The sequence below is a fragment of the Bacillus thuringiensis genome (assembly GCF_001182785.1).
Classification (GTDB): domain Bacteria; phylum Bacillota; class Bacilli; order Bacillales; family Bacillaceae_G; genus Bacillus_A; species Bacillus_A thuringiensis_S.
The window spans coordinates 500,105-523,464 of sequence record NZ_CP012099.1; the positions used below are offsets into that span (position 1 = coordinate 500,105).

The window sequence follows — 23,360 nt, forward strand, 5'->3', positions numbered from 1 at the left end:
ATCAATCTTTAAAAAATTTCGGGGTGGGAATCGAACCCACTAGAACCAGTTTCTAACGCTGGTGGCGCACCATTTGCCTTCCCCATTCATCAATTTGAAAATGATAATCACGACACAAATTGATTATGGTTTCATTCAGTTTATAATCGTATAATACTTTATCTAGTCAAAAAAATAAACTAGTTTTTTTTATTTTTTTTGTAAATTATTTTTCCATCAATCATAGTTAGTACAGGCTTGGCTAAATAATGGAAAGGATGATGAGTCCATAACACGAGATCGGCGTCTTTTCCAACCTCGATGCTTCCAATTCTATCCTCTAAACGCAAATTTCGCGCTGGGAATATGGTGATTCCTTCTAGTGCTGTTTTCTCGTCTAACCCTTCTCTTACTGCGACAGCAGCACAAATATTTAAATATTGAATGGGTGTATAAGGATGGTCTGTTGTTATAGAAACTTCCACACCATTTTTGGATAATATATGATAAGTATCCCATGTCTTGTTTTTTAGTTCGATTTTAGAACGGCGTGTCAGAGTGGGACCAACTGAAACCTTCAAATTGTGTTTCGAAAGCTCTTCAACAAGAAAGTGTCCTTCTGTACAATGTTCAATACGTAGATCGAGGTTGAATTCCGTTGCAAAGCGTAGCGCAGAACTAATATCATCTGCTCTGTGAGCGTGGATACGTACGGGTATTTCACGACGTAATGCTTTTAAAATAGGAAGCATTCGAAAATCAGCTTCGTGCCCGTAGTGTTGTGCTTCATAGAATGATTCCCGAAGTAACCCCATAATCCCCATACGTGTTATGGATTCTTTTGTTCCATTACTATGGACTTTTTTAGGGTTTTCTCCAAAGGCAATCTTTAAACCAGCAGGTTCTTGAATAATCATATGATCAATACAAGTTCCAGCTGTTTTTATTACACAAGTAGTACCCCCGATAATATTTTGACTGCCAGGCATAACGTGAACGGTTGTAATTCCATTTTGTACAGCGTCTTGAAAGGCGATATCGAGAGGATGGATTCCATCTAAAGAACGAATATGTGGTGTTGAAACTTCAGATGTTTCATTGGCATCATTTCCAGCCCAACCAGTACCTTCATCATAGAGACCAAGGTGAGTATGGACATCAATAAAGCCAGGTAAGAGATGGAGTGCTCGTGCATCTATAACGGTCATATCTTGAGTAGGTTGAATAAAAGGTTTGACCTCGGTAATTCGCTCTCCTGTAACGAGTACATCGCCTTGAAACTTTGGAGATGTAATAGGGTATACAATGGCTTGTTTGAGCAATATTTTCATAGGTACCTCATTTCTGTTACTTTATAATGCTAATGGAAGTTAAGGGAAAGTAACTGAAAGGTTATTTGTATGGTAATGCTTCGGATCCTAGAAAATGAAAGTTTTAAAAGGGCCCATGTAAAATTGTGTTTTAGAAGTACTACATTGTATGCGAAAGTATATTTTGTAATGCATGGTCTATTGCCGGAAATGTGTATTGGTATCCATGTTTAATTGCTTTACTAGGTAATACGTGTTGCCCTTCTAGTACAAGTATGCTCATCTCACCTAATAAGGCGTGAAGCATAAATGAAGGGACAGGTAGCCAATGTGGTTTTCTCGTTGCAGTAGCGATGTTTTTCCCAAATTCCTTCATTCTTATAGGTGTTGGTGCTGTCATATTAAGAGGGCCATCAATTTCTTTTTTGTGTATGATGAAATCCATCATACGAACGACATCGTCTATATGAATCCATGATAACCATTGCTTCCCAGAACCAATGGTGCCGCCGATATAGAATTGATAGGGAAGTAACATTTTTGGCAAGGCTCCGCCATCTGCACCTAATACAACGCCAAATCTTGTGTAAATTGTTCTTATTCCGAGAGAAAATGCTTTAGCTGCTTCTTGCTCCCATAAAAATACTGTTTCTGCTAAAAAGTCATTTCCGGGAGTTTCTTGTTGCTCAGTAAAAGACTCTATTTCAGATGTTCCGTAGTATCCAATAGCACTTGCATTAATAAATGTATGTGGTTTTGTATGGAGTGCCTGTAATTGTTTAATGATTCCTTTTGTTGTTTGAATTCTACTGTTTAAAATGGCTTTCTTTTGTTTCTTTGTCCATCTACTATTAATAGACTCTCCGGCTAGATTAATAACGACATCAATAGAAGAGAGGGGGAAGGTTTGTAAATCTGGTGTCCATTGAACATACTGAAGGTTAGGGGCGGAAGTTTTAGTAGTTTTTTTTCGTGTGAGGATGTAAACAGTATATCCTTTTTGAACAAAAAAAGTAGAAAGATATTTACCGATAAAGCCTGTACCACCAGAAATTGCGATTTTCACAAGTATTTCCTCCTCATTATATATATTCTTGAAAAGAAAAAATGTTCCTCGACTATGTTAAAATAATAGTGAGGTGAGAGTATGGCTGTCATTACAAAAATAGAAGTACAAAAACGATCGAAAGAACGATTTAATATTTATATTGATAAAGGTCAAGGCGAAGAGTACGGGTTTAGTGTGGATCAAGTAATCTTAATGAAACATGGATTACAAAAAGGCTTAGAAATTGATGAAATAGAGTTAGGAAATATTTTGTACAATGAAGAGGTACAAAAAGCATATTTACAAGCAATCTCCTATTTATCCTATCAAATGAGAACAAAACAAGAAATAGAAGATTTTTTACGAAAAAAAGAAGTGGGACAGGCCATCATCTCTGAAGTCGTTTCGAAATTATTACATGACCGATATATTAATGATAAAGAGTACGCTGTTTTATATACGCGAACGCAAAGTAATGTGAATCGAAAAGGTCCAACTGTTATTAAAAGAGAGTTGTTAAATAAAGGTGTTCAAGATTTAATTATTATGCACAGTTTACAAGAATATCCGAAGGAAAAGCAAATTGAGAATGCCTTGTTTCTCATAGAAAAGAAGAAAAAATCTTATCAAAAGCATTCTTTTTTACAAATGAAGCTAAAGTTAGATGAGATGCTTGTTCGAAAAGGATATTCTAGAGAAGTAATTCAAATTTGTTTGGAAGAATTGAAAGACGAAAGAGATGACGAAAAGCAACAAGAAGCGTTACACTATCATGGGAATAAATATTATGAGAAATATAAGAAGCATGATGGCTGGACATTTGAAAACAAGATGAAACAAGCGTTATATCGAAAAGGATTCTCTATTGATGAGATAGAGGTATTTTTACAAATGAAACGTGAAGAGGGATGAGGGGAATAATGAGATGAATATGCCAAAACGCTATAGTGAAATGACACCACATGAGCTTAGAGAAGAAATTGGAGATTTGAAGGAGCAAGCAATAAAGGCTGAGCAGCTTGGAATTGTAAATGAGTTCGATGTATTAATGAGAAAGATGGCAATGGCTCGCGCCTATATGACGGATATAAACAAATTTCATATTGGTGAAACATATGAATTAATAGAAGAACCTGGTGTATTATTTAAAATTACGTACTTCAATGGGGTATTTGCTTGGGGTTATAAGCAAAATGATAATGAAGAGATTGGCATACCAATTTCCTTATTGCAAGAAAAATAAAAACCAGAGAGTAAATATCTCTCTGGTTTTCATCTTTGGTAGGCGTTAAAGGAGATAGGAGATTCTAAAATTGGCGTTTTTTACATTCGTTGGCCAATATAATGAGAGACTGGGTTTGTTGCGTCTGTCCGTTAACTTGCGCTTTCGCATGTTTCGGACGAGTCCACGTATGGTTAAATAATTCAGAACGACTATCTAAACGATCACGGTAGCTCATCTTTATCACCTCGTGTAGGAAGTTAATTTTTTAGGTTGTATCTGTATTACTCTTCCTGCTGATTTGCAGCACGCATACGTTCTTGTGGGTGCGTGTTAATTGTGCCGTTAGGTCGCTTCGAAGCGAAGCGTGATTTCGCTTTCGGCTGACCGTCGATTTTGCTGTTGTTTATTGACTCAGACCAAAATTCGGCTTGTTTACCCATTGCGAACGCCCTCCTCCTCATCAGTTGATACCTCTTTAAGAACCTCTTTAAGAAGTATCACTTATAGAATGTGCAAAACAGAAGAAACTATCCTTTAGAAATGAAGGGATAAATAGGTAAAAGGAGATTAGAACATGAATGATATTTATGAAGCATTAACGAAAGAATTATTAGACAAGAATGACAAGCTCTCTTACGGACAAGCTCGTGCGTGGGTTGAATTACTTTGGGAAGATTTTCAAACAACTTATGCAAAATCAGGGCGTTATCACGGTGAGGAAATGACTGAGCAAGTGGTACGATCATGGATTAATAATCATGGTGTACGCCTTCATGAAATGCGTACAAACAATCCGAAGTATAGCCATTTAATTAATCAAGAAGATCATTTGAAACATTAAAAAAAGCGACTTAAGTCGCTTTTTTTAATGTGGAAGTAATTCCAGTTTTTTTCGAAGTTTTTCTTCACTAAAAATCCATCCTGTATAGGAATTAATAATATTTAAATTATGGTCGAGCTGAACAATCGCGACAAATGGATAATAATCTTTACTTCGATACCGTAAATCAATGAATCGTACTTCGTAATAATGATCATGATCAAAAATATCCCAGCGATATACAGGAGAGAAAGATAGGAAGGCCGAGATGTTTTCATCTTGTTTAGCTGCTCGCATAATATCATTGTCTGGGAACGGTACCCGATCGAACTTGTCATATATCATGATATTACCACGGTGCCATCTCGCAACGTAGTAATAATCAGCTGTAACGACTGCTAAATGATAATGATAAAATCGGTAAGAAGGAGAAATGATAATCTTTTCGACATTTTTGAAACGTTTGTGTACAACGCTTCTTATATTTCTGTGCATCATAATTCGTCCGATATAGTAAACAATCATTAATATATATGCTGCTAAGGCAGTGTATCCTTTATGAGAACCGACGAGCATGCAAGCAATTGCAAGTATATGGATAAAGAAAATTACGGTATCGAATGTATTTATCACGCCGAGTGCGACCCATTTTTTTGTGAAAGGCCGTAATGCTTGTGTACCATAGGCGTTGAAAATATCTACAAAGACGTGAAGGAAGACTGCAATAAATGACCAAAGTAGTAGATGAAGATATGGAGCGTCTGAAAAGAAGGCGAAAGAGATGCCACTTATAAGGAATGACCAAAGAATTACCGCGGGAATGGAATGAGTAACTCCGCGATGATTTCTTATATATTTAGCGTTATTACGCAATTTTAAAACTGTGTCAATGTCAGGAATGTTGGAACCAGCAATTGTAGCAAGCATAACAGCTTGTGGGCCAATATCACTTTGTGCTATGGCTGGATCTAATGTTGCTAAGCTACCTAAAGTGATACCCATAACAAGGTGAGTGGCTGTGTCCATAGAAATCCACCTCCGTTTTTTATTAATGTAACTCTTTTTATTAGATACCTCAAGTCCTTTGCCTTCAATTTCCTATGTCATCTTACTTAAATTTTTTCCTAAAATCTTTATAATAGTACTTATATGCAAAAAAATGAGGGGGATCAAGTTTGACACTTGAAATACTAAAAAATTTTAATATAGAGCAGTTTCAAAATGATTTAATTGGTTGGTTTGAAGAGGAGCAGCGCGACTTACCATGGAGAAAAAATAAAGATCCATACCGCGTTTGGGTTTCTGAGATTATGTTACAGCAAACAAGAGTAGAAGCTGTAAAACCATATTACGCAAATTTTATGGGGAAGTTTCCTACACTTGAAGCGTTAGCGAACGCAGATGATGAAGAAGTATTAAAAGCATGGGAAGGTTTAGGATATTATTCTAGAGCGCGTAATTTACATGCGGCAGTAAAAGAGGTAAAAGAAGTATACGGCGGGGTTGTACCGAGTGATGTAAAGAAAATTGAAAAGTTAAAAGGTGTCGGACCATATACAAAAGGCGCTATTTTAAGTATCGCATATGGTATACCAGAGCCGGCAGTTGATGGAAATGTTATGCGTGTATTATCTCGCATTTTATCAGTATGGGATGATATTGCAAAACCAAAGACTCGAAAAGTTTTTGAAGAGATTGTGCGTGAAATTATTTCAGTAGAAAACCCATCTTATTTTAATCAAGGATTGATGGAATTAGGTGCACTGATTTGCATTCCTAAAAATCCATCTTGCTTACTTTGTCCTGTACGTGAGCATTGCAGGGGATATGCTGAAGGTGTTCAAAAAGAACTACCAGTAAAAAGTAAAGCGAAAGCTCCTACAATGGTACCGCTTGTTGCAGGAGTACTTCAAACTGAAGATGGTCGTTACGTTATTAATAAACGTCCAAGTAGCGGATTATTAGCTAATATGTGGGAGTTTCCGAATATTGAACTTGGCGAAGGGATTCGAAGTCAGAAAGAACAGCTTATAGATTATATGAAGGAAAAGTTTGAGCTTTCGATTTCTATTGATGAGTACGCAATGAATGTACAACATACATTTACTCATCGTACTTGGGATATATTTGTATTTTACGGAAAAGTAACCGGTGATATTGTTGAAACAGATACATTGAAACTTGTATCGAAAGAAGCATTTGAGCAGTTACCTTTCTCTAAATCGCATCGTACGATTTATGAGAGTTGTGTTGAGAAAATTACAATGCAATAAACAAAAAAGTGTTCCCTAAATTGGGAACACTTTTTTAATCGTAAGAAATTTTTGTCCCATGAGTCCAACTGGCATCACCTTCTTGTAAGCCGCCCCTTGATTCGATCTCTATTACAATTTCTTTATAAATACTTTGCCCTTCCGCATTTAAATAGGGCAAAATCTGTTGTAATGAATGATGAAAATAAGCTAATTCATCTTCTTTCCATTCGTTTTTTGAAATCATCGTTAGTTCAGTCATATCGCGTCCTATATACATATTTCCACCTCCATTTTCTATAGTTTGAATGAGTAACAAGAGATATATGCGGAATTTTTTCAAAAGAAAATTACGGATAGCTTCTAGTTGAATTGGTTACATTATTGATTGTGGAGGTGAGAAAGATGAGTAAAAAACAACAAGGTTATAACAAGGCAACTTCTGGTGCTAGTATTCAAAGTACAAATGCTAGTTATGGTACAGAGTTTGCAACTGAAACAAATGTACAAGCAGTAAAACAAGCAAACGCACAATCAGAAGCAAAGAAAGCACAAGCTTCTGGTGCACAAAGTGCAAACGCTAGTTATGGTACAGAATTTGCAACTGAAACAGACGTGCATGCTGTGAAAAAACAAAATGCTAAGTCAGCTGCAAAACAATCACAATCTTCTAGCTCAAACGAGTAATGAAAGAAAAACACTTCTCCAATTCGAGAGAAGTGTTTTCTTTGTGTGCGGGTCATTGTAATGAAAAGAAAGTGAACGACATAACTTCTAATAAGTCAACAAATGTTGTCAAAGGAGAAGGAAGTTAAAGATTAGAAATATGTAATTAGGAATAATAACTGATGAAGAAATCCAAAAGGGGGTAAGTAATGAACGATTTTGATAAGTTGGTGGGAGAACAATTGGAAACGATGGATGAGCTGTTAAAATTGCAATCACACTTAGAGAAGTATCAGCAAATTGAAATGAGTGAAAAGGATACGTGCGATAAAAAAGACTTACATTTTATTCGCCAAGAAATATATAGAACAGAAGTAGCGTTGAAGCTATTACATGAAAAATTCGAAAAGCAAACGAATAGTGTGATAAAATCTTTTGAAACTGAAAAAATGATTTCAAATTTAGGATAAGATATATTATTGCCTTCAGGTGAAAAGTCCTTCAAATAGAGAGGGGCTTTTTCTATTACATGTCCTCGTTTATAAATAATACAGTACAATCCTTGTTTTCTGAGAAGATTGGGTATTATTGTATTCAACGATAAACCTCCTGCATATTCAGTGTGGAAAATAGAGTCTTATCCCTTTAGTTTTAAAATTTTGACAAAAAAGTTATAATAGAAGAAAAGTGAATGCCGTTCAAAGGGCATTTGCAGTTGAAAGAAGGGAGCATATATGGGATTTCCCAAAGAAGGAGAAAAAGTACAAATACATAGTTATAAACATAATGGCTCCATTCATAGAATGTGGGAAGAAACAACAATTTTAAAAGGGACACAGAGTCTTGTGATCGGAGCGAATGATCGTACAGTAGTTACAGAATCGGATGGCCGAACATGGATTACGCGTGAACCAGCAATTTGTTATTTTCATGCCAACTATTGGTTTAATGTGATTGGGATGCTTAGGGAAGAGGGCGTATATTATTATTGTAATTTAAGCTCCCCTTTTGCGTATGATTCTGAAGCATTAAAGTATATTGATTATGATTTAGATATTAAAGTGTATCCAGATATGACATATACGCTTCTAGATGAAGATGAGTATGAAAAACATAGTCAAATTATGCAGTATCCACCTGTTATCGATACAATTTTAAAACGAAATGTAGCACATTTAACACAGTGGATTCATCAAAGAAAAGGTCCGTTCGCACCAGACTTCGTAGATATGTGGTATGAACGATATTTAATGTACAGAAATTAAAACAAACCTGCAGGGGGCTTCCCGGCAGGTTTGTCCTATTAGAGGGGGGATTATGTGCAGGGCATAAAAAGATATTTACAATTTGTTAAACCATATCGATGGCTTATCGCTATTACAATTATTATTGGACTAGTTAAGTTCGGTATCCCACTTATTATGCCGTGGTTATTAAAGTATATTATCGATGATGTAATTCAAGGCGGAGGTTCACTTCAAGATAAAACATCTCAATTAATAACAGCGATTGGAATTGCTTTTTTTATTTTTGCAATCTTAAGGCCACCGATTGAATATTATCGTCAATATTTCGCGCAGCGTATCGCAAATACAATACTGTATGATTTACGGAAGTATATTTTCGGTCACTTACAAAAGTTAAGTTTACGTTATTACTCCAATACAAAAACAGGAGAGGTTATTTCGCGCGTCATCCATGATGTAGAACAAACGAAAGATTTTGTAATTACTGGTTTGATGAACGTCTGGTTAGATACTGCAACAATTGCTATTGCCATCATTGTTATGTTTTCTATGAATATAAAATTAACATTTGTTGCGTTATTGATTTTACCTATTTATGTAATTGCAGTGAAATATTTTTTCGGACGTCTTCGGAAATTGACGAAAGAGCGTTCACAAGCGTTAGCGACGATGCAAGGGTATTTGCATGAACGTATTCAAGGGATGCAAGTGACACGTAGCTTTGCGTTAGAAGAGTATGAGGGGAAGCAGTTTGAAAAAAGAAATAATGAATTTTTAACGAAAGCATTAACCCATACAAGTTGGACGGCGAGAACATTTTCGGCAGTAAATACGTTAACAGATTTAGGTCCGTTACTTGTGATTGGTTTTGCAGCATATGAAGTAATTCAGGGGCAGTTAACGCTAGGAACGATGGTAGCTTTTGTTGGATATATGGATAGTTTATATAGTCCGCTTCGCCGCCTTGTTAATTCATCTACAACATTAACACAATCTTTTGCATCGATGGACCGAGTGTTTGAACTGTTAGATGAAAAATACGATATTGTTAATGTGCCAAATGCGGTACAAACGAAAAAATTAAATGGAGAAATTGTATTTGATAATGTTTCTTTTCGTTATAATGCAGATGAAAAAGAGATATTACACAACCTGTCATTAACTATGCAGCCTGGGGAGAAAGTAGCGCTCGTAGGAGCGAGTGGGGGAGGAAAGTCATCTCTTGCTAGTTTGATCCCGCGTTTCTATGATGTTTCTGAAGGTGCGGTTTATGTAGATGGGATAGATGTAAGAAAGTATAATATGAGAAATTTACGTAGTAATATTGGAATTGTACTGCAAGATAATTTATTGTTTAGCGATACAATTGGAGCTAATATTTTATATGGAAATCCGAAAGCTACAGAGCAAGAAGTGATTGCAGCTGCCAAAGCTGCGCAAATTCATGATTTTATTATAGACTTACCAGATGGTTATAATACTGTTGTTGGAGAACGTGGTGTGAAGCTATCGGGCGGGCAAAGACAACGCGTGGCAATTGCACGAGTGTTTCTAAAGAATCCGTCGGTCCTTATATTAGATGAAGCAACTTCGGCATTAGATTTAGAAAATGAAAGGTATATTCAAGAGGCGCTTCAGACGTTAGCTGCTGACCGGACGACGATTATAATCGCACATCGATTAGCGACGATTACGCATGTTGATACGATTATTTACATTGAAGACGGTGAGATTAAAGAGACTGGTTCTCATGCAGAGTTAATGCGAAAAAGAGGATTTTATTACAATTTATATCAACTTCAACATATAACAGAAACAGCTCCTTTAGCATAAAAGGAGCTGTTTTTTATTCGTCTTCTTTTTTATCATCGATTTGGAGTTCTTTTTCTGGTTTATGGTATGTGTAGAAGCTATCTACAAGTAAATCTAAATGCTCTACTTCTTCACTATAGTTAATGATAGAAGAAATAAGAGGGAAGAGATGTAACCATGTTTTATATGCTTCTTCATCGTCCTTATTTTGATATTCCATAAAGATATCAATTAATTCTTGTTTACCTGTTTCAACTTCATCAAGCATTTCAACTGATTGTTGTTTTTTTGCTTTACCAATAAATTTTAATAAAACTTGTTCATGATAATGCGTTAATGAGTCAAGTTCGTTTTGGATAGATTCCTGAAACTCTTCCGGCATATAGCGCAGTTCATTTTCAGTACGGTGTAATGATTTTAACGTACTTAAAGCACGGCTTGTTGTCGCTAACATTTGTCTGAATAAAACGAGCTTACGAATTTTTGCGAACTTTACTTTTTTCGTGTAGCTTCTTTCTTCTTTATACAGCAAATAGTAATGGTTTAGTTTGATCATTTTTTCTTTCATACGATCAATATCAGTTTTTAGCGTTGTAAAATCAGAAGCTTGCCTGCTATTCATTCGAATCCATTTTACAATTTCTTCTGTATTATCAACGATACGATGATAAAGTTTTGTTTCATATTTGGGCGGCATAAATACTAAATTTACAAGTGAAGCCGCAACAATACCAATCATAATCGTTGCAAAGCGAAGTAAGGCAAAACTAAAGAAATCTTCGCCTTGATACTCCATAATGGCGATAACTGTTACTAAAGCAATTGATATTGTGTTTTCTAATCGTAATTGCAGTGTAAGAGCAATTACTAATATACATGTTAATCCAATAATAAAAGGATTATGTCCAAAAGCAGTAGCAAATGCGATAGCAAATATCGCACCAATTACATTTGCTTGAATTTGTTCAAGTGCTGTTAAATAAGAACGGTATACAGACGGTTGAACAGCAAAGATAGCTGAAATTCCCGCAAATACCGGACTCGGTAATTGAAGTAAAATACAAGCAAATAAAGCTAACGTGATGGCAATACCCGTTTTTAAAATGCGAGCACCAAGTTTCATACCCTAAATAAGATCCTTTCTCTTGTCATAATGAATGTACAACATGATACTATACATTCATTACAATATGTTAGCAAGTGATATTTTAGTGACGTTAAAAGAAATTAGTATTTATTTTATCGCGCTAATTGTGAACAGTAAGATTCCCGCCTCTAAATTCAGTAGCTGGATGCCGGTAAACGTTCAATTGCTGTAGGCTAATTAAAGTTTCACTTTATAATTTTTCCTAATTTCTTTTAAACATCAGTTTTTAGTAAAAAGACCTGCTGAATTTCAGCAGGTCTCAAATTGTTACTATAGATTACTATGAGAAGTGTACTTCGTCAATTTTTTCTTAATAATGAAAATTACTCATGTTACTCTGTTGAGATAGATGGATCTGCCTGTTCTTTTTTCGGGATAATTTCAAAAAACTGGTTTTGTATATCATCTAATAACGGGGTTAACAAAGCAACTTCCTCATATTGCTCATGCTCGTTTAGTACACGAATATAGTCTAGCAATAATTCAGTTACATCTTTCGAACCATTTTTACTAATTGGTTGTAATGTAACATTTGCCCCTTTTGCGATTCTTCTTTTTAAGGCCTGTTCTGTTAAGCCTAAGTTTGAATCATGACGCAAATAAACAACACCGCCAGTCATGCCGGCGCAAATCCATGGACCAGGGTCACCTAAAACAAGCGCTCGCCCATTTGTCATATATTCAAAAGCAAACCCTTTAATATTGGAGTATGCCCCTATATTTCCGTGCTCTTTTTCACGGAGTGGTTTTGTTATTCTACCTCCAATTATCATGTCTGCCCCAGAAAGGCGAATGCCAGCGCGAGCATCAGCGTTACCTTGCACGTATAGTGCCCCTTTTTGTGCACCATATCCAAATCCTTTTCCGACAGAACCGTTATAATATACTCCGTCTTTTCCTTTTGATTTCGTGATATAAATACCACCACCAAAGGAAGTTTTACCAATGCCATCTTGTGCGCCGCCATTTACGTGTATAAATAAATTTTCACTATTGTAAGCACCTAACCCATTTCCGGGAATAGAACCATTCGTATACTTTAATGTAAGTGGTTCAAGTTGAGTAGCTTCATATAGTTTACTGCGAACGCGATAACATGATTCTAGACCACCCATAACGCGTTGCTCTACACCAACGCCTACTAATTCTTTTGAGTCAGCGGAATGAACGGTTTTAAATTGTTTTTCCGGTACGTCTTCTGTTGTTGTAACAGATGGATGTTCTATTATTTGTAGTAAATTACATAAGTTTAATAAATTTTCGCCTCGAACTTGCTCTAATAAATCAGAACGCCCGACAATTGCTTGTAAATTTGTATATCCAAGCTGTCCTGTTAATCGTTTTAGTTCTACACCGAAAGAGGTGAATAAATTTAACAGGCCGGCAACTGCGCTTTCTAATTCGCGCGGGACGAAGCGGCGTAATCCATGTTCTTTTGCTTGTGCTTCAGACTCAATTTGTGTCGCAATTCCAACATGGCAAGTATCTAGATGGCACCCACGGCAAGTAGTACAACCAATTGCAATCATTGATAGTGTGCCAAATCCAATACGGTTTGCTCCGAGGAGCATGATTTTCAAGGCATCATTTACACTTCGAATACCACCATCTGCCCAAATCTCTACTTTATGTCTCATACTTGCTTCTAATAAAGCGTTGTGAGCGGCTTTAACACCAATTTCTACAGGAAGACCTACATGCTGCAATGCGTGAATACGTGCAGCACCTGTTCCGCCATCGAATCCGCTAATGTTAATAAAATCAGCACCAGCTTTGGCGATACCGACAGCAATTGTTCCGATATTAGGAACGACAGGGACTTTCACGGCTACTTTGGCAAGTTGATTAGCTGTTTTAATTTCTGTAATCATTTGAGCTAAATCTTCAATTGAATAAATATCATGGTTATTAGAAGGTGAAATTAAATCTGAGCCGATTGTCGCATTACGTGCTTCAGCTATTTTGGCTGTCACTTTTGAACCAGGTAAATGTCCACCTTCCCCAGGCTTTGCGCCTTGACCGATCTTGATTTCAATTAAGTTTGATGAGTTTAGTAGTTCGGCATTTACTCCAAATCGTCCAGATGCCACTTGTTGTCCACGTGTATGTGGGTATTTCCCAATCATATCTTTAATTTCGCCGCCTTCACCGTTCAAGCTAATCATATTTAGCTGATCGGCCGCTTCTGCATATGCGCGAAAGGCGATTTCGTTTTGAGAACCAAATGACATAGAACTAATAATAAATGGTAAATTATGATTTTGAATGCCGATAGATACTTCTTCAGTTGGAACGACATGTTTTGTTTGTTTCGTTTGAACAAGGTGTCTGATTGCGATTGGATTATTCTCTTCTAGTTCACTTAACTTGTCACGGTAATCATCATAAGAATTTCCTTTTGCAACATCGCCAATTGCTTTCCAAATTCGCGGGAATATATGAAATGATTTTCGCATTCTAATTTTAGGATTGTTATAATCCTCTGCTCGTATTTTTGCATCTTCAGCAAGTGATTCAAGTGAAAAAGCTAAATCATTTGAACCGAAGAAATTTGTAATTTGTAATATATTTGCGATTTCCTCATGTAACCCAATAGATGAATAGAGACGTCCGTAACCACGTAACTCATGAATTCCAATTGTTGAAATGACTTTTTCTAATCCTTTATTAAGTGCATTATACAGATTCGTAATTGGTGTTTTTGTTCCATCATTTACAGTCGCGAATAATAAATATGGATTAATACTATCTGCTCCTAATCCATATAGCGTGACAATGTCATGTAAGGAGCGAAGGGCACCAGAACGTATAACGAGAGAACAATTGCGGCGTAATTTATTTTCACTTAATGCTTGATGTACTTTAGCGGTAACTAAATGTGGATCAATCCACAAGCGTTCATTTAGATGGGCTTTTGCGTCATCTAATACTAGTAGAGAAGCACCATTGTTAACAGCAGCTATCGCTTCAGAACTAATGCGGCTTAATGCACATTGCAGGGTTTCTGACAAACTGAATGTAGCAGAGATTGTGGCGATAGAGTTATGAGTCATAAATAGCTCTATGAGTTGTTCGTACGTAATTGTGTGTAATTCCTCTGCAATAGGTTGTGCCACACTGCCTTCTAAAATAATCGGTGAAAGCATTTCAACTACAAATGGCCGTTTTGCACCGATTAATAAACTTGGACGCTCTCCAAGTACAGTACGTGTAGAGAAGTGTTCAATTTCACGGTCGCGGTCAATTGCAGGGTTTGTAACAACAGCTACACTTTCTTTAATAAAGTCAGCGATATTTCGTCTATCAGTATCAAGTGCGGCAAGTGGTGAGTCATGCCCAAGTGAGCGTATTGGCTCAACGCCTTTTGTTGCCATCTGTTCAAGGAGCTGAATATGTTCTCGGTCCCATCCGAAAGCGACGTATTGTTTCGTTTCAACTTGAACAGAATCACATAGCCCTTGGATTTTTTTCGTTTCAGGGATAGATAAATTTAAATGGTAATTGGTAGTATCAATTCGCTTTTTAAAACGGTTATATACTTGGATTTGATATTTGTCATATTCATAAAGAACAAGTTCATCTTGTTCATTCCATTTTAATCCGACTTTTTCTCCAGGAGCGAGTGGTTTTGGTTCTGCTACATATTTAGTTGGTGATACAACTCCAGGTTCAGAAGAGAAAATAAAAGAGCTCTCTGTCTCTACTTTCCATACGGGGCGTAATCCAAGGGAATCAACACTGAAAACAGCTTCATCTTTAAAACGGGAAATGATTCCAGCTGGTCCTTGTGCAAAATGTCCCCATGCTTCACGTATATACGTATATAAATCTTGTAAAGGTGTTTCATAAAGTTTAATTTCATTAATAATTGGTGGGAATAGAATTTCCATTGCTTCAAATAAGCTGTAGTCGTATTGAACAAGTAGGGTTTCTAAGGTGCGGTTTAAATCTTGAGAGTCACTGCCTCCAGCAGTAAGTGGTACATCAATCATTTCAGCCTGATCGCGTAATTTTGCAATTGTGTTAATTTCACCATTATGTCCGAGAATGCTAAATGGTTGTACACGAAAAAAATTAGATAATGTATTAGTAGAGTAGCGGTTATGTCCTAATGTCATAGTTGAAGCGATAAGTGGATGTTGTAAATCATTATAGTAGGCAACAAGTGTATCACCAGCACCTAGAACTTTATATACAACATGATCACGACTTAATGAAGCAACATGAATTGCTTCGTTTTCCTCTATTTTTATTGTGACAGCAAATAATGTTTGCTCAATATTTGTAATTTCGTTTTCTGCGATAAGGGCAACTTGCCAAAATAAAGGTTCTTCTTGTTTACCAAGTGGACCGAGTGCATCCGAGTTTGTTACATCATCACTTTCGAAAATGATTGTAAAGTTTTTGTTGTTTAATTGCGTACGAATATAATCTTTTAAGATAGTAATGTTTTCTTTTTTATTTAGAAAAAAATGTCCAACGATAAAGTGGGGATGATCCACAATCGTTGGATTATATCCGCTACTTTTTAGTTTTTCATTCCAAAGCGCTTTTGGTATATCAATGTGAATGCCGATCCCATCGCCCTCGCCATTAATGAAACCAGCTCTATGATTCATTTTGACGAGTGATTGTATACAAAGGTCAATGTTTTCTTTTGTAGCAATTTTTCGTTTCTCCATAACGGAAACGATTCCACACGCATCGTGTTCTGCATTTCTATAATCTCGAAATAAAGACGGTGTCCATGTATTTTTTGTATTGAGCATCCGTCAATCCCCCCTCTTGTAAAAGTTAGAATAATCTTACTATTTAAGGTGCAAATCACCTTGTACACAGAGATAGTAATGCTGTAAAAGAATATAAAACAGATAATTATGAATAATTATACTATTAATACGGAATTTATGAAATAGAAAAAAGGAAAAAAGAAAGGTGAGCTTTCTTTTTTCCTTTTAATGACGGGATTATTTATTGTCTGCTAGGGCAGCAAATGCTCTGCCGACAGCTTCGATTGTATATTCAATATCTTCTTTTGTATGTTCTGTCGTTAAGAACCATGCCTCGTATTTAGAAGGTGCTAAGTTAACTCCTTCTTGAAGCATAAGCTTGAAGAATTTACCGAACATTTCACCGTCTGTATCTTGTGCGGCATCGTAATCTTCAATTGTATTTGTTGTGAAGTATACAGTTAAAGCTCCTTTTAGACGGTTTAATGTAATGTCGATATTATGTTTCGTTGCTTGCTCTAAAATTCCTTTTTCAAGCATTGCACCAAGTTCATCTAATTTCTCGTAAAGTCCTTCTTGTTGAAGCACTTCTAGACAAGCGATACCTGACGCCATAGAAGCAGGATTTCCTGCCATTGTACCAGCTTGGTATGCAGGTCCTAGCGGAGCAACTTGTTCCATAATTTCTTTCTTACCACCGTAAGCACCGATCGGTAAACCGCCGCCAATAACTTTACCAAGCGCTGTTAAGTCAGGTGTCACACCAAGTAAGTCTTGAGCACCACCGTACATAAAGCGGAAAGCAGTAATAACTTCATCGTAAATTACTAGTGCGCCAGCTTCGTGAACAAGTTCATTCACTTTTTCAAGGAATCCTGGTTTAGGCTCTACAATACCGAAGTTTCCAACGATTGGTTCTACAAGGATAGCTGCTACTTCATGACCCCATTTATCTAACGCTTCTTTTAAAGTTTCTACATTATTAAATGGAACGGTAATAACTTCTTGTGCGATACTTTGTGGTACGCCAGCTGAGTCAGGAGTTCCTAAAGTAGAAGGACCAGATCCAGCTGCCACAAGTACTAAATCAGAATGACCGTGGTAACAACCAGCAAATTTCATGATTTTTGTGCGACCTGTATAAGCACGAGCAACACGAATCGTTGTCATCACTGCTTCTGTACCAGAGTTTACAAAACGGACTTTATCTAATGCAGGCATTGCTTCTTTTAACATTTTTGCGAATTTTACCTCTAGCGCTGTTGGTGTTCCATAAAGTACCCCATTTTCAGCAGCTGTTGTAATTGCTTTTGTTATATGCGGATGAGCATGTCCAGTAATAATAGGACCGTATGCTGCTAAATAATCGATATATTTATTTCCGTCTACATCCCAGAAATAAGCGCCTTTCCCGCGTTCCATAGCAACAGGAGCGCCGCCGCCAACTGCTTTAAAAGAACGAGAAGGACTGTTAACACCGCCAACGATATGCTCTAAAGCTTCTTTATGTAATGCTTCTGACTTTGTGAATTTCACTACAATTCATCTCCTTACAAAAATCTATGTATTATTCTAACATGTTTTTCGAAAAGACGTATTGTTTGTGATAGCGAAGGCAGTTGGGTAAACTATTCGTTGTGACATTTAGGAGGGGGGTCCGATTATGAAATCGGTAATTGAGGTACAAGGGTTACGTAAAGAGTTTACAGCCTATTCAAGTCGTCCGGGCTTAAAGGGTGCATTTCGCGATTTATTAAATCGTAATTATAAAATAGTACCAGCAGTAAATGATGTATCTTTTACTGTAAAGCAAGGTGAAATGGTTGGTTATATCGGTGAGAACGGTGCTGGTAAATCAACAACAATTAAAATGCTTACGGGGATTTTGACTCCGACATCAGGGCAAATCATAGTAAATGGAATGAATCCACATAAACAAAGAGAAGAATTTGTAAGAACAATTGGTGTTGTCTTTGGACAGCGCTCGCAACTTTGGTGGGATATTGCAGTCCAAGAATCGTTTCGTTTATTAAAGAAGGTGTATGGTGTATCAGACGCTCAGTATAAGGAGCATATGGAGCACGTAATTGAAACGTTAGATATAGGACCTTTATTAGATAAACCAGTTCGAAAATTATCTCTTGGTCAAAGGATGCGTTGTGAATTAGCAGCAGCCTTAATTCATAATCCACCGTTATTATTTTTAGATGAGCCAACAATTGGGTTAGATGTACTTGTGAAATTGAAAATACGTGAATTTTTAAAAGAAATGAATGAACGTTATAAAACAACAATTTTATTAACAACACACGATATTACTGATATTGAAGCTTTATGTGAGCGTGTTATCATGCTGGATGAAGGAAATATTATGTATGACGGTTCTTTAAATAATCTTCGTACGCAGTGGGGAGCAGAGAAGGAAATACACTTTCAGTTTGTTGCACCAGTTTCCTATCAGGCTTTATCAATGGTTATGCCAGATAATCATGTCGTTTGGTCGAAAGCGAAAGAGGAAAACGCGTGGGTTGCAAAAATTCCGAATGAAGAAGTTATTATTTCAATGCTTATTTCTAAAGTAGTACAAGCGTTTCAAATTAAAGATTTAAAAATTAACGAAGTGTCTACAGAGGAAATTATTCGTAACATTTATGAAGAAGGTATTACGCATGGGTAAGTATATTGAAATGATTCGAATTCGCTTTTTAATGATGCTTGCGTATCGTACAAATTACTATAGCGGGATTTTAATTTATACAATTAATATCGGTGCTTACTATTTCTTATGGCAAGCAATTTATAGCGGAAAAGAGAATATTGAAAGTTTATCTATTTCGCAAATGACCACGTATATCGCAATCGCTTGGATGGCACGTGCCTTCTATTTTAATAATATAGATAGGGAAATTGCGATGGAGATTCAAGAAGGACGTGTGGCTGTAGAATTAATTCGTCCGTATAACTATTTGGGAATGAAAGTTATGCAAGGTCTTGGCGAGGGAATATTCCGTTTTGCCTTCTTTTCTATTCCAGGCATGGTTATCGTTACGTTATTATTTTCGTTGCAAATTACAACGAATTTTCAAACTTGGTTATATTTCTTCTTATCTTTAATATTTAGTTTTATTATTAATACACAAATTAATTTAATGACGGGAATGCTTACGTTTTTCCTATTTAATAATAGTGGAATTATGTATGCAAAACGCGTTGTTATTGATTTATTTTCAGGTCTATTATTACCAATTAGTTTTTATCCGTTATGGGCCCAAAAAGCAATGATGTTTTTACCGTTTCAGGCGATTAGTTATATTCCAAGTATGATTTTTTCTGAAGGTATACAGGGGAGTAAGTTGTATGAGGCTTTAGTATTTCAAGTGATTTGGGCAATTGTACTTATTATTCCAATTGTACTCATGTGGAGAACGGCGAGAAAACGTCTAATTGTACAAGGGGGATGATGAGATGCTATATATAAACTTATTTTTACAATATGCAAGTCAATATATAAAAACGAAATTGGAGTATCGAGGCGATTTTATCGTTGGTTTACTTTCTGATTTATCGCTTCAAGCAGTTAATTTAATATTTATTCTCGTTGTATTTGGGCATACACAAGCATTGAAGGGATGGAGTCGAGAAGAGGTAATCTTTATTTATGGGTTCTTTTTAGTACCATTTGCCATCTTTTCAGCTTTCTTTAATATATGGGATTTTAATGATCGATACATTATTAAAGGGGAGATGGATCGTGTATTAACGCGACCGATTCATAGCTTATTTCAAATTATATTAGAAAGAATGGAACTTGAATCTTTAATTGGAGCCGTTACAGGGATTGTTGTAATGGGATATGCAGCTGTGGAGTTACAATTATCTTTTTACTGGTATGATTTCTTCTTATTTATATTGATGGTAGGAGGAGGAGCGCTTGTATATGGAGGGATATTTGTTACGCTTGCGAGCCTTGGTTTTTGGTCGGATGCGAAAAGTTCAATTATGCCCCTTATGTATAACATAGGTAATTACGGGCGCTATCCTGTTAATATTTATAATCGTGTAATTCGTTTCATTTTAACGTTTGTTTTACCGTTTGCGTTTGTTGGAGTATATCCAGCAGCATACTTTTTAAGAAAAACAGAATGGAATAGTTATGCATTCGCGACGCCAATTGTTGGTGTTATCTGTTTTACGATTGCAATCAACCTCTGGAACCAAGGAGTAAAAAGGTACCGTGGCGCGGGTAATTAATTATAGAAGCTTGTTCGTTTCTAAGGGATAAATCAGTCCTCCACCTCATACATATAAAATGAGGTGGAGGACATGTTATGGGGATTTATTCTATTAATTGCAGCAATCGCTATTTTGAAAAGTATCCAATTATTATGGAGTTCATATTCAGATTCAACGCGTTTTTTTTCGCTGTATAATTTGGCCACATTATTTTTGATCTATACAACAGTACTGATCGCGTTTGGATTAAGTTACGTTGTATTAGAGGAAATGGGTTTCTCAGTTTTGAAAGAGGACGGAGAAAGTTTGAATGCTCATTCTTTTCAACTCGTTGAAGTTTGTTTATATTTTAGCGCAGTTACTTTATTGTCTGTTGGATATGGTGACATATCTCCGATTGGAATTGGGCGATGGATTGCAATCGCAGAAGCGCTAATTGGATATACACTCCCTTTCGCTTTTGTGATGAGGTCTGTAATAGGCAATGAAAAATAAGGAAGCATTTGTTATAGTAAAGGAAAAGAGTAGGAGTGATAACTATGATTACAGTAGGAGAAATGGCACCAGAATTCACATTAGAGGGAAGTAACGGAGAAGAAGTTAGCCTAGCTGATTTCCGCGGTAAAAATGTAGTTCTCTATTTTTACCCGAAAGATATGACGCCAGGATGTACAACTGAAGCATGTGATTTTCGTGATGCGTATGGAGTATTTCAAGAGAAGGATACGGTTATTCTTGGAGTAAGTCCTGATTCAGCGAATAGACATTTGAAATTCATTGAGAAACATGAATTGCCATTTACACTTTTAGTAGATGAAGATCATAAAGTAGCAGAGTTGTATGATGTTTGGAAGTTGAAAAAGAACTTTGGGAAAGAGTATATGGGAATCGAGCGTTCTACATTCCTTATTAATAAAGACGGTGAACTTGTAAAAGAGTGGCGTAAAGTGAAAGTGAAAGGACATATTGAGGATGTTCTTTCTTATATAAGATAAATCTATAGTGGAGATAAAATATGCAGAAACAAGGCAAGTGTCTATACATATTTTACTGCCTTACATAAAGTGGAAGTGTAGGGCATACCTCCTCAGATGATAGTATTCCAAGTGCGATTATGTCGCACTTTTTTCTATGTAATATTATGAGGGAAAAGGGAAAGATACATAAAAACAAGCCCTGAATATAAAAATAAACCACATACTTATAGTAGAAATATTGACGATTTATAAGAAAAGGAGTACACTCTTTATAAGAATTATAAAATAATAATCCGTATAGAATCGGGGTGCATGACGGTGGTCAAAGAAGAATTAAAAGAAGCGCTAGAAATGCTGAAAAATACGGGTGTACGCATTACTCCACAGCGTCATGCTATTTTAGAGTACCTTGTGGAATCAATGACGCACCCAACAGCGGATGATATTTATAAAGCATTAGAAGGTAAGTTTCCAAATATGAGTGTTGCAACTGTCTATAATAACTTACGTGTGTTTAAAGAGGTTGGACTTGTAAAGGAATTAACTTATGGAGACGCTTCAAGTAGATTTGATTATGTTACAAGTCAACATTATCATGTAATTTGCGAAAAATGTGGTAAGATTGTTGATTTTCCTTATGGAGGCTTGGAAAAGCTGGAAGAGGAAGCTGCGAAAACGACAGGCTTCGTTATCAATAGTCATCGCTTAGAAATTTATGGCGTTTGTCCAGAGTGTCATAAGGCGTAATATATAATAAAGAAAGAGGCTGACGGCTATACGTCAGCCTCTTTCTTTATTATATAAGGATTAGCGTGAGGTTAATCAGGATTTACAGTGCTAAGTTAGTAAGAAGGGATAGATAAAAGTTTGTCGAATTTACTTTGTATTGGTGGAAATGAATTCTTGGAGGGGACATTTTGAAGAAATATGAGATTAAAAGTGACATTCCAACATTGGAAGAATATAAATATTTATGTGATTCTGTGGGATGGACTAATTATATGAACTTTGAGGTGGCGGAAATATCACTTCAAAATTCGATTTACTGTATAACAGTCAAGGATAATAATCAAATCATCGGCATGGGGAGAATTGTTGGTGATGGGGCTATCTATTTCTATATTCAAGATATAGTGGTTCATCCAGAGTATCAAAAGAATGGTATTGGAAAGAAAATAATGAATACTTTAGTAGAATACTTAAATCAGAATGCTCCAGATAAAGCATTCATTGGTTTGTTTGCGTCGCAAGGTAAAACGTCATTCTACGAAAAATATGATTTTAAAGATTATTCGCCTAACATGACAGGGATGTTTACTGTTATCTCGAAAAAATAGGTGTAATAAATTTAATAAAACAATTAAAAAGTTGATTTCTTAATAAATCAACTTTTTAATGAGTTGAAACGTTTGTAGTGTTGCAAACTCGTATTTCCCTTGATACTTATGATTTATAACTCTTCTTATTATACTTTTCATCAAATTCTTTTCCTTCTAGATCTCGATCTAGTGTTAAAGGTTGATTGCAGTGCATACATGCATCGACACGGCCGAGCATTTTTGTTGGCTTATCACAGCTTGGACAAATAATTTGGATAGTCTTAGTAGATAACATACCAATCCAAAAGTAAACGACAGTGCTAGCGATAACAGCTAAAAAGCCAACCATCATAAACGTTGTCATAACAATAATGTTTTCGCGGAAAAAGACACCTAAGTATGCAATGAAGAGGCCGATAAATACTAAACTTAATGCAAAGGTCCGGATTTTATTGATTTTGTTTGAATACTTAATGCTCATTCTCACCACACTCCTATAATAATAATATAACATAAAATTTAGAATTTTCACTCTCGTGTAAATTGATAAAGGGATAAGATATGAAATGGATAGGAGGGGAGCCATGAAGAATGA

Annotated in this window: 26 protein-coding genes; 16 read left to right on the top strand and 10 right to left on the bottom strand. The window is 36.1% G+C overall.

Features of this window, described 5'->3' with window-relative positions; genetic code table 11:
- Nucleotides 1-179: 179 nt before the first annotated feature.
- Both AC241_RS02590 and AC241_RS02595 read right to left on the bottom strand, forming a co-directional pair.
- Nucleotides 180-1,310 carry an amidohydrolase gene (locus tag AC241_RS02590; RefSeq protein WP_000698297.1) on the bottom strand — a complete coding sequence of 377 codons (1,131 nt, stop codon included), beginning with the start codon at nt 1,308-1,310 and terminating at the stop codon, nt 180-182.
- 139 nt (nt 1,311-1,449) lie between these two features.
- A complete protein-coding gene (locus tag AC241_RS02595) occupies nt 1,450-2,355 on the bottom strand; it encodes a TIGR01777 family oxidoreductase (RefSeq protein ID WP_050842498.1) in 906 nt (301 codons plus the stop codon).
- 81 nt (nt 2,356-2,436) lie between these two features.
- Between AC241_RS02595 and recX the strand changes: the two genes are divergently transcribed.
- Both recX and AC241_RS02605 read left to right on the top strand, forming a co-directional pair.
- On the top strand, nt 2,437-3,249 hold the full coding sequence (recX, locus tag AC241_RS02600) for a recombination regulator RecX (protein ID WP_050842500.1): 813 nt from the start codon (nt 2,437-2,439) through the stop codon (nt 3,247-3,249).
- A 13-nt stretch (nt 3,250-3,262) separates the two neighbouring features.
- Complete coding sequence (locus AC241_RS02605) at nt 3,263-3,580, top strand: YfhH family protein (protein WP_016083624.1); 318 nt, start codon at nt 3,263-3,265, stop codon at nt 3,578-3,580.
- Between the two features lie 64 nt (nt 3,581-3,644).
- On the opposite strand, the gene AC241_RS02610 is transcribed toward AC241_RS02605, so the two are convergent.
- Both AC241_RS02610 and AC241_RS02615 read right to left on the bottom strand, forming a co-directional pair.
- Nucleotides 3,645-3,797: a YpzG family protein gene (locus AC241_RS02610; protein ID WP_000122093.1), complete on the bottom strand. Its 153-nt coding sequence runs from the start codon at nt 3,795-3,797 to the stop codon at nt 3,645-3,647.
- 46 nt (nt 3,798-3,843) lie between these two features.
- Nucleotides 3,844-4,002 (bottom strand): small, acid-soluble spore protein K, encoded by a 159-nt coding sequence (locus tag AC241_RS02615; RefSeq protein WP_050842502.1) that lies wholly within the window; start codon nt 4,000-4,002, stop codon nt 3,844-3,846.
- Nucleotides 4,003-4,136: 134 nt separating this feature from the next.
- On the opposite strand from AC241_RS02615, the gene AC241_RS02620 reads away from it, so the two are divergent.
- Entirely contained in the window at nt 4,137-4,403 is a 267-nt protein-coding gene (locus AC241_RS02620; RefSeq protein ID WP_016083623.1) for a YfhJ family protein, read from the top strand.
- A 24-nt stretch (nt 4,404-4,427) separates the two neighbouring features.
- Here AC241_RS02620 and AC241_RS02625 read toward each other — a convergent pair whose 3' ends face one another.
- Nucleotides 4,428-5,408 (bottom strand): metal-dependent hydrolase, encoded by a 981-nt coding sequence (locus AC241_RS02625; RefSeq protein WP_016083622.1) that lies wholly within the window; start codon nt 5,406-5,408, stop codon nt 4,428-4,430.
- A 149-nt stretch (nt 5,409-5,557) separates the two neighbouring features.
- On the opposite strand from AC241_RS02625, the gene mutY reads away from it, so the two are divergent.
- Complete coding sequence (gene mutY / locus AC241_RS02630) at nt 5,558-6,655, top strand: A/G-specific adenine glycosylase (protein WP_050842503.1); 1,098 nt, start codon at nt 5,558-5,560, stop codon at nt 6,653-6,655.
- A gap of 34 nt (nt 6,656-6,689) precedes the next feature.
- On the opposite strand, the gene AC241_RS02635 is transcribed toward mutY, so the two are convergent.
- The gene (locus tag AC241_RS02635) at nt 6,690-6,914 is read right to left on the bottom strand and encodes a hypothetical protein (protein ID WP_000275431.1); all 225 of its coding nucleotides are present in this window, start codon (nt 6,912-6,914) and stop codon (nt 6,690-6,692) included.
- Nucleotides 6,915-7,039: 125 nt separating this feature from the next.
- Here AC241_RS02635 and AC241_RS02640 point away from each other — a divergent pair, with 125 nt between their 5' ends.
- From AC241_RS02640 to AC241_RS02655, 4 genes are all read left to right on the top strand, one after another.
- Nucleotides 7,040-7,321 (top strand): gamma-type small acid-soluble spore protein, encoded by a 282-nt coding sequence (locus AC241_RS02640; protein ID WP_000039034.1) that lies wholly within the window; start codon nt 7,040-7,042, stop codon nt 7,319-7,321.
- A gap of 188 nt (nt 7,322-7,509) precedes the next feature.
- Entirely contained in the window at nt 7,510-7,770 is a 261-nt protein-coding gene (locus AC241_RS02645; RefSeq protein ID WP_000997587.1) for a YgaB family protein, read from the top strand.
- A 264-nt stretch (nt 7,771-8,034) separates the two neighbouring features.
- Nucleotides 8,035-8,565: a nucleoside tri-diphosphate phosphatase gene (ntdP, locus tag AC241_RS02650; protein WP_000506627.1), complete on the top strand. Its 531-nt coding sequence runs from the start codon at nt 8,035-8,037 to the stop codon at nt 8,563-8,565.
- A 54-nt stretch (nt 8,566-8,619) separates the two neighbouring features.
- Nucleotides 8,620-10,380, top strand: coding sequence for an ABC transporter ATP-binding protein (locus AC241_RS02655; RefSeq protein WP_050842505.1), 1,761 nt, complete (start codon nt 8,620-8,622; stop codon nt 10,378-10,380).
- A gap of 13 nt (nt 10,381-10,393) precedes the next feature.
- Here the strand turns inward: AC241_RS02655 and AC241_RS02660 are convergent, their stop codons facing one another.
- Nucleotides 10,394-11,482, bottom strand: coding sequence for an aromatic acid exporter family protein (locus tag AC241_RS02660; protein ID WP_050842508.1), 1,089 nt, complete (start codon nt 11,480-11,482; stop codon nt 10,394-10,396).
- A 43-nt stretch (nt 11,483-11,525) separates the two neighbouring features.
- On the opposite strand from AC241_RS02660, the gene AC241_RS34595 reads away from it, so the two are divergent.
- A complete protein-coding gene (locus tag AC241_RS34595) occupies nt 11,526-11,678 on the top strand; it encodes a hypothetical protein (RefSeq protein WP_162200711.1) in 153 nt (50 codons plus the stop codon).
- A 160-nt stretch (nt 11,679-11,838) separates the two neighbouring features.
- Here the strand turns inward: AC241_RS34595 and AC241_RS02665 are convergent, their stop codons facing one another.
- Complete coding sequence (locus AC241_RS02665; protein WP_050842510.1) at nt 11,839-16,275, bottom strand: glutamate synthase-related protein; 4,437 nt, start codon at nt 16,273-16,275, stop codon at nt 11,839-11,841.
- A gap of 198 nt (nt 16,276-16,473) precedes the next feature.
- Nucleotides 16,474-17,772 carry a glutamate-1-semialdehyde-2,1-aminomutase gene (hemL, locus tag AC241_RS02670; RefSeq protein WP_000673245.1) on the bottom strand — a complete coding sequence of 433 codons (1,299 nt, stop codon included), beginning with the start codon at nt 17,770-17,772 and terminating at the stop codon, nt 16,474-16,476.
- 127 nt (nt 17,773-17,899) lie between these two features.
- On the opposite strand from hemL, the gene AC241_RS02675 reads away from it, so the two are divergent.
- The 7 genes from AC241_RS02675 (at nt 17,900) to AC241_RS02705 (ending at nt 22,783) form a co-directional block, all read left to right on the top strand.
- Nucleotides 17,900-18,913: an ABC transporter ATP-binding protein gene (locus AC241_RS02675; RefSeq protein ID WP_016083617.1), complete on the top strand. Its 1,014-nt coding sequence runs from the start codon at nt 17,900-17,902 to the stop codon at nt 18,911-18,913.
- Entirely contained in the window at nt 18,906-19,697 is a 792-nt protein-coding gene (locus AC241_RS02680; protein WP_000521519.1) for an ABC transporter permease, read from the top strand. The genes AC241_RS02675 and AC241_RS02680 overlap by 8 nt, the downstream gene beginning before the upstream one ends.
- A gap of 4 nt (nt 19,698-19,701) precedes the next feature.
- Entirely contained in the window at nt 19,702-20,487 is a 786-nt protein-coding gene (locus AC241_RS02685) for an ABC transporter permease (RefSeq protein WP_050842511.1), read from the top strand.
- Between the two features lie 72 nt (nt 20,488-20,559).
- Nucleotides 20,560-20,964 carry a potassium channel family protein gene (locus tag AC241_RS02690; RefSeq protein ID WP_050842514.1) on the top strand — a complete coding sequence of 135 codons (405 nt, stop codon included), beginning with the start codon at nt 20,560-20,562 and terminating at the stop codon, nt 20,962-20,964.
- Nucleotides 20,965-21,008: 44 nt separating this feature from the next.
- Nucleotides 21,009-21,464, top strand: coding sequence for a thioredoxin-dependent thiol peroxidase (gene bcp / locus AC241_RS02695; protein WP_050842516.1), 456 nt, complete (start codon nt 21,009-21,011; stop codon nt 21,462-21,464).
- 300 nt (nt 21,465-21,764) lie between these two features.
- Nucleotides 21,765-22,193: a peroxide-responsive transcriptional repressor PerR gene (gene perR, locus AC241_RS02700; RefSeq protein WP_000237829.1), complete on the top strand. Its 429-nt coding sequence runs from the start codon at nt 21,765-21,767 to the stop codon at nt 22,191-22,193.
- 170 nt (nt 22,194-22,363) lie between these two features.
- Nucleotides 22,364-22,783, top strand: coding sequence for a GNAT family N-acetyltransferase (locus tag AC241_RS02705; protein WP_000759743.1), 420 nt, complete (start codon nt 22,364-22,366; stop codon nt 22,781-22,783).
- Nucleotides 22,784-22,889: 106 nt separating this feature from the next.
- On the opposite strand, the gene AC241_RS02710 is transcribed toward AC241_RS02705, so the two are convergent.
- The gene (locus AC241_RS02710; protein WP_000025067.1) at nt 22,890-23,246 is read right to left on the bottom strand and encodes a YgzB family protein; all 357 of its coding nucleotides are present in this window, start codon (nt 23,244-23,246) and stop codon (nt 22,890-22,892) included.
- Between the last annotated feature and the right edge of the window lie 114 nt (nt 23,247-23,360).

Coding starts and splice junctions, on each gene's coding strand:
- AC241_RS02610 (WP_000122093.1), bottom strand. CDS start 3,797: ATGAGCTACCGTGATCGTTTAGATAGTCGTTCTGAATTATTTAACCAT.
- AC241_RS02690 (WP_050842514.1), top strand. CDS start 20,560: ATGTTATGGGGATTTATTCTATTAATTGCAGCAATCGCTATTTTGAAA.
- AC241_RS02615 (WP_050842502.1), bottom strand. CDS start 4,002: ATGGGTAAACAAGCCGAATTTTGGTCTGAGTCAATAAACAACAGCAAA.
- AC241_RS02665 (WP_050842510.1), bottom strand. CDS start 16,275: ATGCTCAATACAAAAAATACATGGACACCGTCTTTATTTCGAGATTAT.
- AC241_RS02680 (WP_000521519.1), top strand. CDS start 18,906: ATGGGTAAGTATATTGAAATGATTCGAATTCGCTTTTTAATGATGCTT.
- AC241_RS02660 (WP_050842508.1), bottom strand. CDS start 11,482: ATGAAACTTGGTGCTCGCATTTTAAAAACGGGTATTGCCATCACGTTA.
- ntdP (WP_000506627.1), top strand. CDS start 8,035: ATGGGATTTCCCAAAGAAGGAGAAAAAGTACAAATACATAGTTATAAA.
- AC241_RS02675 (WP_016083617.1), top strand. CDS start 17,900: ATGAAATCGGTAATTGAGGTACAAGGGTTACGTAAAGAGTTTACAGCC.
- AC241_RS02685 (WP_050842511.1), top strand. CDS start 19,702: ATGCTATATATAAACTTATTTTTACAATATGCAAGTCAATATATAAAA.
- AC241_RS02635 (WP_000275431.1), bottom strand. CDS start 6,914: ATGTATATAGGACGCGATATGACTGAACTAACGATGATTTCAAAAAAC.
- AC241_RS02625 (WP_016083622.1), bottom strand. CDS start 5,408: ATGGACACAGCCACTCACCTTGTTATGGGTATCACTTTAGGTAGCTTA.
- AC241_RS02640 (WP_000039034.1), top strand. CDS start 7,040: ATGAGTAAAAAACAACAAGGTTATAACAAGGCAACTTCTGGTGCTAGT.
- AC241_RS02605 (WP_016083624.1), top strand. CDS start 3,263: ATGAATATGCCAAAACGCTATAGTGAAATGACACCACATGAGCTTAGA.
- AC241_RS02620 (WP_016083623.1), top strand. CDS start 4,137: ATGAATGATATTTATGAAGCATTAACGAAAGAATTATTAGACAAGAAT.
- AC241_RS34595 (WP_162200711.1), top strand. CDS start 11,526: ATGATACTATACATTCATTACAATATGTTAGCAAGTGATATTTTAGTG.
- AC241_RS02710 (WP_000025067.1), bottom strand. CDS start 23,246: ATGAGCATTAAGTATTCAAACAAAATCAATAAAATCCGGACCTTTGCA.
- bcp (WP_050842516.1), top strand. CDS start 21,009: ATGATTACAGTAGGAGAAATGGCACCAGAATTCACATTAGAGGGAAGT.
- AC241_RS02645 (WP_000997587.1), top strand. CDS start 7,510: ATGAACGATTTTGATAAGTTGGTGGGAGAACAATTGGAAACGATGGAT.
- recX (WP_050842500.1), top strand. CDS start 2,437: ATGGCTGTCATTACAAAAATAGAAGTACAAAAACGATCGAAAGAACGA.
- AC241_RS02590 (WP_000698297.1), bottom strand. CDS start 1,310: ATGAAAATATTGCTCAAACAAGCCATTGTATACCCTATTACATCTCCA.